11 protein-coding genes are annotated in these 13657 nt (G+C 39.0%); all 11 read right to left on the bottom strand.

The window, feature by feature from the left end; genetic code table 11:
• Positions 1-13: 13 nt before the first annotated feature.
• On the bottom strand, positions 14-2716 hold the full coding sequence (locus tag E2R67_RS05780) for a tetratricopeptide repeat-containing sulfotransferase family protein (protein WP_134289980.1): 2703 nt from the start codon (positions 2714-2716) through the stop codon (positions 14-16).
• Positions 2717-2720: 4 nt separating this feature from the next.
• Positions 2721-4346 carry an Ig-like domain-containing protein gene (locus E2R67_RS05775; protein WP_134289979.1) on the bottom strand — a complete coding sequence of 542 codons (1626 nt, stop codon included), beginning with the start codon at positions 4344-4346 and terminating at the stop codon, positions 2721-2723.
• 73 nt (positions 4347-4419) lie between these two features.
• Positions 4420-6645 (bottom strand): Ig-like domain-containing protein, encoded by a 2226-nt coding sequence (locus E2R67_RS05770; protein WP_134289978.1) that lies wholly within the window; start codon positions 6643-6645, stop codon positions 4420-4422.
• 243 nt (positions 6646-6888) lie between these two features.
• Positions 6889-7506, bottom strand: coding sequence for a LysE family translocator (locus E2R67_RS05765; protein WP_134289977.1), 618 nt, complete (start codon positions 7504-7506; stop codon positions 6889-6891).
• Between the two features lie 121 nt (positions 7507-7627).
• Positions 7628-8428, bottom strand: coding sequence for a helix-turn-helix transcriptional regulator (locus E2R67_RS05760; RefSeq protein ID WP_243836964.1), 801 nt, complete (start codon positions 8426-8428; stop codon positions 7628-7630).
• Positions 8429-8482: 54 nt separating this feature from the next.
• Positions 8483-9112 (bottom strand): LysE family translocator, encoded by a 630-nt coding sequence (locus E2R67_RS05755; protein ID WP_134289976.1) that lies wholly within the window; start codon positions 9110-9112, stop codon positions 8483-8485.
• 43 nt (positions 9113-9155) lie between these two features.
• Positions 9156-9545 (bottom strand): DUF3224 domain-containing protein, encoded by a 390-nt coding sequence (locus E2R67_RS05750; RefSeq protein ID WP_134289975.1) that lies wholly within the window; start codon positions 9543-9545, stop codon positions 9156-9158.
• Positions 9546-9803: 258 nt separating this feature from the next.
• Positions 9804-10397, bottom strand: coding sequence for a MepB family protein (locus tag E2R67_RS05745; RefSeq protein WP_166739324.1), 594 nt, complete (start codon positions 10395-10397; stop codon positions 9804-9806).
• Positions 10398-10479: 82 nt separating this feature from the next.
• Positions 10480-10878 carry a phosphate-starvation-inducible protein PsiE gene (locus E2R67_RS05740; RefSeq protein WP_134289973.1) on the bottom strand — a complete coding sequence of 133 codons (399 nt, stop codon included), beginning with the start codon at positions 10876-10878 and terminating at the stop codon, positions 10480-10482.
• A 328-nt stretch (positions 10879-11206) separates the two neighbouring features.
• Entirely contained in the window at positions 11207-12355 is a 1149-nt protein-coding gene (locus E2R67_RS05735) for a Gfo/Idh/MocA family protein (RefSeq protein ID WP_134289972.1), read from the bottom strand.
• A gap of 50 nt (positions 12356-12405) precedes the next feature.
• Positions 12406-13623, bottom strand: a complete 1218-nt coding sequence (gene manD, locus E2R67_RS05730) for a D-mannonate dehydratase ManD (RefSeq protein WP_134289971.1) — start codon at positions 13621-13623, stop codon at positions 12406-12408.
• Positions 13624-13657: the final 34 nt, after the last annotated feature.

The raw sequence follows: 13657 nt of genomic DNA, 5'->3' as shown, positions 1-13657 counted from the left end.
TGAAGACATAAAATTAAAGTTCATTAGTTAAACTCGTTAATTGTTCAAATCCATCATGAAGCTCTGTTATTTCACTTTCAACTTCGAGCATTTCTTTACCTAGTTTAACCGTTTTAGCTTTATCTAAGTCGCCTTGTAACCGATATAGCTGAGCCAAATCTTGGCTCCAGTTTTGGTTCCATGGACAAACTGACACACTTCTTTCTAAGAGAGGTGTTGCATCCGCTAAATGCCCCTTTTGCACATAAATGAGACTTAATACCGCATTCGCGGCTGCATGTTCAGGAATATGATGAAGCAATTTTTTCAACTCATACTCTGCTTTATCGAGCTGTTTTTCCTTATAAAAGGCGACACCTGCTTGCAACAAACCCGCTTCAGGTAGGCTGATCATGTCGGTAATCGGTGTGGTTTTTATTTTGGCATTAGTGCCTTTAATCAAAGGCGCCAAATACGCCTCATAACGTTTCCATTTTGCCATTGCCGTTTTATAAATAGGCTGTCGAACTTGCCAAACACTTGCGGTTTTTACTGTTCGGTCGAGTTCATTAAAGTTCAGCACTTCAGGTTCCCAATCGACGCCAATGTAGTCGAGCATTTTTTTAGCAGAACCTTCCGTATCAGATACCACATCTTCATAATTTATTTCTAAGATTTCGCCAGGAAACACATTATGCCAATGATGCATCATCATATTGTGATCCGCCAACTGCTCACCAATATGCATCATGTCATAAGCAAAGCCCATTCCACCGTGTTTGGCTTGATAATCGGTGAAGTAATTCGATAAAGCAATGTCTCTAGGATCACGTCGTACAGAAATAATTTTGGCATTAGGAAAAAAGAACTTTATGAAGCCGACATTTTCAAAGTTGTGTGGGAGTTTATCAACAACATGGCGAGCGTTCGGCTTGTCGTCTTCCGCTAATTCCTTTAGTTCATCTAAGATACCATTGGCAATGCCTTCACGTACTTGAAGACTAAGATCATCAACACAATCAGGGTATTGTCGACCAGACCCAACATGGCGTTCCCAACGATTTAATCCTTGAATGCGACTCGGGATCACACCCAATTCTCCAGCACCAAAGATGTCACTGTGCCCAGCCAATATTTGCTCAACTAACGTTGTGCCAGAACGCGGCATACCGAGTACAAAAACAGGTAAACTCGACGTTACATTATAATTAGGACGATGTTCATATAAGGATTTTGAGAAAGCATAACGAACTCTTGCACATTTATTCCTGTGTTCAACAGGATCATATTTAAGTAGGTTTTTACTGGATTCGTTGGCATCAAAAGCTAATTCAAACGCTTTGTCATAAACCTTGCGTTTCTCCCAAGCACTAGCAAGCTGTAACAACAAACCAGATCGCACAACGCCTTCCATACTGCTTTGTCTGGCAAGCTTTTCTAAGCGCGTTAACGTCACTTCATCATCCGGAAATTGGCGCGCACTGATTAAAGAAGAATGGCCTTTTACAGGGTCAATTTTTTTTACGCGTTCAAACAAAGAAATCGCTTGTTCAATATTCCCTTGTTGCATTTCCATATTGCCTAAACCTTGAAGCGCCGGTAGATAATACGCATGTTCGGCTAATATGCTCTCAAACAATGCTCTGGCTTTATCAAAGTGTTGCTCTTGGCTTTCTACCTGTGCCAAAGCATTTTTGGCTTGTAGTTCCAAAAGTTTAATTTGATGAATCGATAGGTCATCACTCTCTTGCATATATTCAATTAAGCGAGTCGCTTTCTCTGTTGCTTTACGAGCCCACTCTGAGTTGGTATGCAACAAAGTTGAAGATAACTGAAGCCAGTAATGAGCTGTTGGTAAATCCTGTTTATTGGCGCACGCAATGACACGCTTGTACAGTTTTACCGTTTGAGGAATGCGTCCAAGTAAGTGAGCCAATTCCGCGAATGAAGTCATCATTTCGATGTTCTGAGGATAGTGTTTCAATCCTCTTTTCAACATTTCTTCCGCAGCATCATGTAAGCCTTGCCCTGCCAATAATTTTGAATAATGAATGGCTAATTTAGACCAGTCTTTTTCTTCTAGCGATGCTTTACGTTGTTCTAACCATTCTTCTGCATTCGCAAGATTATGACTATTTACCCAAATTTCTAACTGCAATACACGAAATTGCTCTGTGAATTGTTGCGCCGTTTGCTCCGACAGCTCGTGAAAGATCGCTCGAAATTGCGCAATACCTTTATCTAAAGAGTCTTGCGCGGCTTGATCGTCTTTTAACTCAAGACAAACACGTGACAAGCCACTCCAAATAGGCAGACGTTCAGGGTTCAATGAGGCAGATTTCTCATACAAACTACGCGCTTGTTCTCGCTCATTTATGAAAAGTTTGCACCAAGCAAGCCGTGCTAGCGCTAAACCATGTTCAGCTTCAGCCAATAAGGCAGCTTCTAGAAGACTGATCGCATCATCAACGCGTAAAAACAAGCAATACACGCCAGCCAAATCCACTTGTGCATCCGTGTCTAACTTCCCTGCTTTTAGGTATTTCTCTGCCTCTAAACAAGCCGATTCAGCAGCCTCTCTTTCGCCTAAGTGCGCGCAAGCAAGCGCCAACAATGGCCAAGAAAAATACTGTTCATCATCCAATTCTAAGGCATATTGAGCACTTGCTTTTAGTTCATCAAACTGCAATAAGTCAACATGATGTCGCAATGCAGTAGGCGTTATTAAATGAGTCATAATATTACGCTAAACCTTGGGATGTCAGGATGCCACTAGGGATGGCGTAGCCCAGAGCAACACCGCTACCCAAAAAAGCACTCCCCAGAGTAACCTCTATAGAAGCATATTGGCCATTCCATAAATCTTGGCTACTTATATTCACAAGAGTACTTGAAGGTTGAGATGCCACATCATTAGGTCTTACGCTGGCACTGAGAACTCCGCCTGGAGTCAATTGAAAGTGTTGCCTTTGTCCTGTGGTATTCAAGAGAATGTTCGGATTAGTCGCCGATAGATACGTTAGTGAAACGCCTCCTAAGTTAGGGCCACTATCAAGGCCAACAAAGACGATGGTATCGGATGAATCTAAATTATTCGCACCACTCCATTCCTCAGTAAGTAAACTGCTTAAGTTATCCGCCCTAGAATCTACGACAATATAAATAGTGTAATCCACATTCGCATCAAAGGTTCGATCTGAATGACTGCTACTGTTACTGCTACCTAGATCAAACACAACAATAGACGTATCTGCAACATAAACCGACTCATCAGAAGCGTCACTCAAATTACCTGCTTCATCAACGCTGTAGAATGTGTATTCTCCATAATCTAGCCCTGTTGCGGATAATTCAGTATCGGTATCGGCTACGGTGATATCAACACTGTTCCAAAGGCTGTCATCTGAGTTTGTGATGCTCGCCACATCAGTAACTGTGACGCTCGAATGAACAAGATAGCCAGTACCTACGTCTGAGCTTTGAACTGACACACTTTCATCATTGCCGATAACCACTTCATCGTTACCGCTCATCGTTTCGGTTACGCTTGCTGTCGGCACAATAGTATCAACCGCTTGTGTATTGGTAATGGCGACTGTGTTGCCATTACCAGCCAGATCGGTTGCCACATCGGCCGCTACATCCACCGTAATATCCGTTGTGCTATCAGATTCAGGCGTCACCACTAAAGTGTAAGTAATATCATCGGATGTGGATAATGTTCCTGCTGTGCCACCTGTAATAACAATGTCACTGACAGTAAACCCAATCACTTCTTCTGAAAAAGTAAAGGTGTAGGTCACATCACCAATTGCCGTACCAGCGGTATCATCAGTAATAACAACACTTGGAGCGGTCGTATCTGGAGTGGAACTGCTTGAATCATCAGAAGCGCCAGCCAAGGCGACGCCACCTAATACCGCTGCACCGCCAGCAAGAGAATACAATAAAACGTTGCTACCAGCGGCCGCACCACCGGAAGCAAACGAGCTGGATGCTTGCCACACCAAAGCACTGCCATCTGCCGCAACAAATGCAGACGCTGGCGTTGAAGAAGTAATCAAGCTCGCTTCCGTCGCTTGTGCTAACGCACTGCCGTCTGCAGCAAAACTGGCATCCGCTCCTTCCACAAAAAACTGCTCAATCTCAATAAGAGGTTGGCTAGTACTAGCGGCTTCTGCACCTGACGCTTCTTGAAGTACAAGATTGTTGCCCACTTTAAGGACATCCAATGCCGGCGCTTGACCTGTCGCACTATCAATAACGGTATAGTGCGCATTTGCTTCTACACTGATCGCTTGAGCACTGGGTAGTGCTATTTCAGTCACCACACCATCAAGTGTTGTTTTAATTAATACTAATGCCATTTTATATAATCCTATAAAGACAAAAAGCCTCATGCCTATCAGGCATAAAGCTCAATGAGTTTTAAATAAAGCGCTACGCTAAACCTTGGGATGTCAGGATGCCACTAGGGATGGCATTACCTAAACTGCCATTCGTTAAATACCACGTCCCAGTCCATAAATTCTGATTACTTAGATAATCCCCATTAGGGGTTAGTGCTGAAAGTGAACCATTAGCATATAACCGGAAATATTGACTAGCAGTAGTATTACTACGCGGAACACCAGTAGAATTTAAAACAAAAAATAAACTCGCTCCATTTGAAGTACGTGATGCGTAATCAATATCAATATTTCCAAATTCAGGGCTCCCATTACTGCCAACAAAGACAATGGTATCGCCTGAATCTAAATTAGATGCGCCTTCCCAAAGCTCAGAACTCCATTCACTATTGCCAAGATTACTTGCGCTGGAATCAATCACTAGGTAGATGGTGTAATCCACATTCGCATCAAAAGTTCGATCCGAATGACTGCTACTGTTACCACCAGCTAAATCAAACACAACGATAGAGGTATCTGCGACATAAACAGGCTCATCAGAAGCATCACTTAAGTTACCTGCTTCATCAACGCTGTAGAATGTGTATTCTCCATAATCTAGCCCTATTGCGGATAACTCAGTATCGGTATCGGCTGCGGTGATCTCAACACTGCTCCAAAGGCTGTCATCTGAGTTTGTGATGCTCGCCACATCAGTAACTGTGACACTCGAATGAACAAGATAGCCAGTGCCTACTTCTGAGCTTTGAACTGACACACTTTCATCATTGCCGATAACCACTTCATCGTTACCGCTCGCTGTTTCGGTTACGATTGCCGTAGGCGCTTGTGTATCAACCGCTTGAGTATTTGTAATGGCTGCTGTGTTGCCATTGCCTGCGGCATCCGTAGCGACATCGGCCGCCACATCCACCGTAATATCCGTTGTGCTATCAGGATCAGGCGTCACGACTAAAGTGTAAGTGATGTTATCGGATGTGGATAATGAGCCTGCTGTGCCACCTGTAATAACGATGTCATCGATGGTAAAGCCCATCATTTCTTCTGAGAAAGTGAAGGTGTAGGTCACATCACCCGCTGCGGCCCCTGTTGTGTCATTAGTAATCACAATAGCAGGATTGAATGTATTAACCGTTTGAGTGTTAGTTATCGCGACTGTGTTGCCATTACCAGCCAGATCAGTTGCCATATCGGCCGCTACATCAACCGTAATATCCGTTGTGCTATCAGATTCAGGCGTCACGACTAAAGTGTAAGTGATGTTATCGGATGAGGTTAATGTGCCCGCTGTGCCACCTGTAATAACAATGTCACCCGCAGTAAACCCAGTCACCTCTTCTGAAAAAGTAAAGGTGTAGGTCACATCACCTGTTGCCGTGCCTGTTGTATCATCAGTGATAACCACACTTGGAATTATGGTATCAACCGTTTGTGTATTCGTAATGGCTACTGTGTTGCCATTACCAGCCAGATCAGTTGCCACATCAGCCGCCACATCCACCGTAATATCCGTTGTGCTATCAGGATCAGGCGTCACGACTAAAGTGTAAGTGATGTTATCGGATGAGGTTAATGTGCCCGCCGTTCCACCTGTAATGACAACATCATCCACAGTAAACCCAGTCACCTCTTCTGAGAAAGTGAAGGTATATGTCACATCACCCGTTGCGGTCCCTGTTGTGTCATCGCTAATCATAACACTAGGAGCTGTAGTATCTGCTGTTGAATCACTTGAGGATGAGTCACTTGAAGATGAATCAGAAGAGCTTGCAACAGCAACACCTGCCGCTGTCAAACCTGCTGCTCCACCTGCAAGGCTATATAATAATGTATTGCTAATAACACTCGCTGAACTAGCGCCAACTGAAGCTGTACTTTGTGCTGCAGCACCTTTCCACACTAAACCGCTTTCACCTGCAATGCTTGGCGCAAAAGCTTCAGATGAAGAAGAAGTAATTAAATTTCCTTCAACGGTATTAGCTAATTGTGAACTACCATCAGCGGCAAAGCTCGCTTCGGTTTCTGCCTCAAAGAATTGTTCTATTTTAACTAGCTGCTCACTCGCATTTTCAGCACCTTGCTGAATCACTAAATCATTATTTGCTTTAACAATTTGCAATGATTCAGGTGCTTTTCCTGTGACGCTATCAATAATTGTGTAGTGTGCATTTGCTTCTACATTGATTATTTGAGCACTGGGTAATGCGATTTTTGTCACTGCACCGTCAAGAGTAGTTTTTATTAAAACAAGAGACATAAATATAAAATCCGAGGAATAAAATAATGAAGGGCTACAGCAGGAGTTAAAATAACTACGTTAAAGTATTTAACTTCACTTAACCGAAAAACTGTAATAGGAGCATTATAAAGCTTCACCAAAGGTGTCAATTATACAGCTCAAAAAAAACAGAACAAACAAGTCCTGTCAATTTACTTTCAATTGCTTTAATGATCAACAATAAAAAATAAAAAGTTAAGTGAAGTAAAAGTAAAATAAAGATTACATCATATTTACCATTGGATTTTCGTATATAAACCAAAGACTTACAAAAAACAAACAAGCTGCATAAAAGAAATTTAATCCTTTTTCATAAACAGGGCTACTCGACACTCTCGCTAATAACTCACCAATAGAAACCCAAACGAAGTGCATTGATATATTTAATAATGCCAACCAAATAATTAAAACGGTAACACCACTTTGTCCAAAAACTTGCAGGGATTGCTCACTAAATAAAGTGAACATTAAAAAAACCATTAACCATCCCTTGCTATTAAGTAACTGAATAATCAGACCATCTGTAAAACCGAGTGTTTTAATTTCTGATTCAGACCTAGCCTTATTCGATCGAATAAATGTAATTGCAAGGTAGATTAAATAAAGCGCCCCTAATAACTGCATGCTATTCATTAATATAGGTAATGAATGTAAAACCTCACCTAAACCATACCCAATGACAATGGATTTAATAATAAATACACAGTCGACACCTGCAATCAAAGGAATTGAACGCTTAATACCTACTTTAGCACCAGAAGCGGCAAATACGATATTTGCAGGACCAGGACTAAACACCAAAGGAAACATCACACCTAACCAAATAATAAATAAACTCATATCAATAAACCTCTTTTCAAAAAAAGCTATATTAATTAATCCACATAAGAGGGTCTTGTACAAAATTGATTAAGTTTATATACCGATCAGGTTAGCCTCGAAGATAGGATGAAGGTGATTATTAACAAGTATAATTAGAAGGCGAAACACCAAATGCTTTTTTAAAGTTACGCGTAAAATGACTTTGATCGTAAAACCCACAAGCTAAGGAAGTCTCAACGCAACTAAATCCTTGAGAAAGTAACCTTTTAGCATTTTTCACTTTAATTTGTAATAGATATTGATGAGGAGTAATACCGAAAATAGCTTTAAAACTTTTAATCAATTGAAATTTAGTGCAATTAGATACACGCTCTAGTTCTGATAATGATGGGTTTACGTCAAAGTTATCTTGTATGAAATCACGGGCAATATAGCAGCTCTTATGACAAATACTATTAGACGCTTCTTTCTTGGCAGATCCATATTTTGTAAACAGTTTTTCAAGTGACGCAGTAAATAGTGAATCTTTGGTTAATGTAAAGGAAGGTAATTCAAGTGATAAGTGTAATTGCATCAAACTATCAAAAAGAGCTTCATCATAAATTAAAGCTTGGTCAATAATAGGATCAATAGGTAAGTCTCTATGAGTAAATTGCTCACTAAGCTCTTGAAGGTTGAAATAAAACATTCTATAGCGCCAACCATCCTTAGATCCAGAAAATCCAGTATGAACTTCTCCAGGGTTGATCGCGACGATATGTCGTTTAGGAATAACAAGGTTATTGCCTCTATAAAACAATCCTTCAGCGCCTTCTTCAATAATCCCTATTGCTAACTCATCATGCCAATGCTTAGTAAACTGAAATTTCTTATAACTAGCAGAAAGAAGTTCAACACCAGAGAAGGTTTTATTTGTCCAAATTTTAGATTCTTCCAACATTCCCTCCTCTACAAGGTAATTGAAGCTTCATTTATAAAAAGTGCAAAACGAATATTATTTATCGTTGCTTAAGGCAATCTTTGCACTTAATACAATTAATAAAGATCCAGAAACACCTTCCAATACGCGAGCATATTTTTTAGCTTTAGGGCTATTGAACAAGATACTCCCCAAACCAGCATAAAGTAAATTGCATAGCGTTGCTAAACCACTAAACAATAAGCCTAGAGTCAACAAATCTTGTGTCGCAGTTATAGAGTGAGGGTCAATAAATTGAGGTAAAAATGCAAGGAAGAACATCGCTACTTTGGGATTTAATACACTAACAATAACCCCTTGTTTAAAAACGCCCGTTTGCTTTTCATCTTTATTATTAATAGTAAGTTTGGCATTGTTTCGATAACAATTAATAAGTGATGTAATACCAAGATAAAGTAAATAAAGTGCGCCTAAGTATTTAATTAATGTAAATAGAAATGCAGAACTTAAAATTAACGCAGACAAACCAAAAACAGCGGCTAGTGTATGAATTAAGTAACCAACACCTAATCCTAAAGAAGCTTTAATTCCTGATTTCATCTGCCCTTTCATTGTATTCGTCACAATATAAATAACATCTGGACCAGGAATCAGATTAATAGATAAAGCAGCAATAACAAATAAAACTAATGAATGCATTTCCATAGATATTCGCCTGATATAAATTTAATATAGGCATCAAACCTTACTACAGTTGATATTCAAATGTATAGTTATGCTGGTCATTCTCTGTATTAAGCGACATTTTACCCTTTAGATTTTTCAATTCATTGGTTCCTGAATCAGGAATGACTTCTAATATTAAATTTAAGTTCTCACTAGACATAGTGCCAAAGTGTTGCAAAGCAAAGCTTCCTTTTTTACCATTTAACTCTCCGGTCACAAGTTCAATTGCAACATACCCACCTGAACCCGCTTTTGGAGAAAGTGCATTTAACATCTCACCTTTGCTTGTAGCAGATAATTCACCTAAAAAGGCTTTATCAATGGATTTACGTGCAAACTTAATACCGTCAACAGATTCGACGTAAGATTCGATTGATTTGATCACGACACTAAATTTTCCTGATATTTTCATATACTCTCTTTTTAAATATTTAACTGCACTGACAGCTTAAAATACATTATCTTAAATAAGCGGCAATAATACCCTCACCACAAAAAACAAACAAACCATTGTTTAGTAAGGAAAAAGCATTGATTTTTTCAAAGAAAAAATGCTATTTATGTAAACACATCCTATTCTATTTAAGTTAATGCAGTATTTATGCCTAAACAGACTAAACAAGAGATAAAGATTAAAACAAAAGGACAAAAGATAAGGAATTGTGCACTTTTATATTACATGGAATATCTGATTGAGTTTCGAAGAATCAAGTGAACCATCTTCATTCACTTCTACAAAATAAGGTAATTGCCAAATTTGTGTTTTCTTGCCAGATTCGGAAAAAACTTTAGTCGCGACATCACCTCTATTTCCACTCCATGGCGGAAAAACTCTAAATCCAGTTTTACCTTTATGTTTCGCCGACGCGATAATTCCTTTTTCAATTAATAATAAAGTTGGAAAAACAAACACACCGATTTTAGGCTTCTCAATTTGCAGATTACCTTGATCCACAACTGCATGCTCCTCCACATGAATAAATAAGTAATCAATATCTTCTTTTGTTAATGGAATCGGTTTATTGTTTTCACTTGAAAAATGAGGTCGTTTCCATAAGGCTAAAAAAGCCCCCGGTCTATCAGCGGTAACCTTTCCTTTACGATAAACACATTTTTTATCATTTAAACTAAATGTAGCACCATCATATTGCTTTGCTTCAGGAAGATATTCGATTTGAACTTTTTCGGATAACTTGTATCCCGTTTCAGCAAGATCATTCACTATGTTGAATATAAAATTATTACCGATTCTATCGTTTCTCAATATGATACCTCATTATATTTATGCCACTCACCGAGTGGCATTTTATTGTTAATAAAAAATAGACTTACAGTTATTATTTCAATTAAGAGTTTCTATCTGAATTTCCATAAGGGTATTTAAGATGACCGAAACGAATAACTAATATTGCTAATGCGATAATCAATATAGCACCAGATAGACCTAACATTCTTTCTGTATCTAGGTTTTTCATATCTAAAATAATATATCGAGCCAGAGCAACGACAGCGATATAAAGCGGCATGCGGACAGGTAATCGACCAGATTTAAGATATAAACTTACCATTGCAAACACTTCTAAATATATAAATAACAGTAATAAATCCGCCAATGTCACGGTTGCATTTTTAATCACTACCCAAACTTCAATCCCCATCGCAATGGCGGTTAATATAGCGATAGTAAATAAGCCGAGATGCTCAACGAAGGATAAGGCTCTATATCCAGCTTTTTTTACATTCATTTATACTCTTCCTTAAATGCTAATTTTATAATAAATGACAACGATTCTTTACGACGGTAGAAAGTCAATCTGTTTTATAAATAACAAACCTTCTTTGCCATTTACTTTTAATTGTCACATTGATTTTTAATGTAAGTTAAAAGTTAAGATCACCATAGCAAACTTAATTTCATAATCAAAACCTTAACAATAATAAATAATTATTTAACATCAATAAAAATTAGCATGATAAACAGGTTTAAAAGGAAGTTTTCTAGGAAAAGACAAACATTTTTGTAAGGTAAATAATAAAGCGAATTAAGAATGGCCTTAACTCGCTTTAAAGACTTTAAAGATAGCTCACATCTATCCAGTTATTGCTGCCACGGATCACATCGATGATTTTTTGGTAGCGACAGCCTTCTTCGAAGGTTTGGTAGGCTTCAACGTCCTTACCTTCAATATCTTTAACAAATAAAGTCGCAAGATGTGTCCAACTTCTTTGTGTGTCATCTTCAATAGGTGGCAACGATCCTGCAATATCTTGCGGTAATGGAATTTCTTTCCAAGCGAAACCTGATTTACCTTGCTTGAATAGATGCAAAGGACCAGAGCCATAATGGCCTTTAATATAAATAGATCCCTCACTGCCGTGAAAGGTAATATGATCGTCGCTAAAACGCGGTGTTAACCCTCCATGTTTAAATAATACAGAAACAGGTTGTTTAGTTTCTCTCTCCGCCTCGAGTTGTGCAAGTACAGTATAAGACCATTCTACGTCACTCTTTTTCCACTCAAGAGAAGGATCATTAATATCATCGGGAATAAAGTTACGTCTTTCCATGAAATTATGCACGCCCTCTACAACTGGAGCGGATCCCATATCATCTCTAATTTCACCACTTACCGATAATATTTTTTCACCAATCACTGAAGTAACAATCGATAATAAATGCGTAAAGTTATTATTTAAACGACCGCCACCAGCGGCTGCATTGTGCGACCAACCAAATGGAATATGCCTATCTAAATTAAAATGCGAAACACATTCAACCTCTGTTGGCATACCAATCGCACCTGCTGCGACTAATCGTTTTGCATGCATGATTTCAGGCATGTATCTAAAACTTGCCGCAAAAGCAGTTTTCAATTTACATTTAAGAGATAAATCGTAAATTGCTTGCGCTGTTTCTCCGCTTTCAGTTAACGGTTTATCACAAAAAACATGGCAACCAAATTCCATCGCTTGTTTGATGGGTTCAACATGCGCACCTCCTGGTGTCGCGATAGAAACGATATCAGGTTTACAAACCTTCAATGCTTCAACCCAATCGGTTCCTGCATAAGGGATCGACATTTCTGCTGCAACTTGTTTAGCCATACTTTCAGTTCGGCCAACAATCCCCACCACTTCTGCGCCTGCATCTCTAAAAGCTTGAGCATGCCCCTTGCCTGCAAATCCTGTTCCGTATACTAAAACTGTTTTTTTGTTACTCATCATGACTCCATCAATTCTTTAATTAATTCGTTTTTTCAAATACTAATTTTTTACCAATGCCAAAGCGTGCCATCTTCTAATCGACTCACAGGTAAGTAAGAACGTTTATAAGGGTATTCCAATGCAGCATCTTCATTAAATTCAATACCTAATCCTGGTTTATCAGAGACATAAACCATTCCATTTTCTAAATACATTTCGTGTTTGAAAATTTGTTTAGTCTCTTCATTCCCCATCCCAACATATTCTTGAATGCCAAAGTTAGGTGTCGAAATATTTAAATGCATATGGGCAACAAAACAAATCGGTGATAAATCAGGCGCACCATGCGGCGCTGTTTTTACATTAAACACACTGGCAAAGTCAGCGATTCGCTTCATCGCAGTAATACCTCCAGCATGTGTTGCTGCCACTCGAATATAATCAATCAATTGGTTTTGTAATAAGTCTTTGCAATCCCAAATGGTGTTATAGGTTTCACCTAAAGCGAGTGGGATAGTTGTATGTTGACGGATCAGTTTATAATTTTCTTGGTTTTCAGCAATGGATGCATCTTCCAAAAACAGTAAATTATATTTTTCTAGCATCTTACCTAATCTTGCCGATTCAATCGGTGTTAAACGACTATGCACATCATGGGTGAACTCAATCTCTTCACCAAAACGAGCGCGGGCCTGTTCAAACAAATCCGTAACCATATTAAAGTATTTACTCGTTGACCAAGTTTGCTCAGGCGGAAGTGGACGATTGCCTTGTAATTCAAAGTAATCTTTTTTATCGCCTAATACGCCGTAAGTTTCTTTTAAACCATGTATGGCACATTGCAATCTAACGACTTTAAAACCTTGATCAATACACTCGCCGACTTTATCTAAAGTATCTTCAATGGTTTCACCATTTGCGTGTGCATAAACGGTCACACCAGTACGACTTTTCCCGCCTAATAATTGATAAAGTGGTAATCCTGCAACTTTACCTTTGATATCCCACAGTGCCATATCAATTGCCGCTACAGCAGCCATCGTAATTGGTCCACGACGCCAATAAACGCCGCGGTATAAATATTGCCAAATATCTTCAATATCATGTGCATCTCGGCCAATTAAACAAGGAATAACATGCTCTTCAAGGTAAGCAACTACTGCCATTTCTCGGCCATTAACCGTTGCATCTCCAACACCATAAACACCATCTTCAGTGATCACTTTAACCGTGACAAAATTGCGCCCCGGACAAGTCACAAATACTTTAATCTCTTTTATTTTCATTATTCGAATCCACTTCTAATTAAATAATCATTAA

Origin of the sequence: Psychromonas algicola (genome assembly GCF_004378355.1) — a bacterium.
Classification (GTDB): Bacteria; Pseudomonadota; Gammaproteobacteria; order Enterobacterales; family Psychromonadaceae; genus Psychromonas.
The sequence above is the reverse complement of the archived record's forward strand: the minus strand, read 5'-3'. Positions and strand labels throughout refer to the sequence as shown.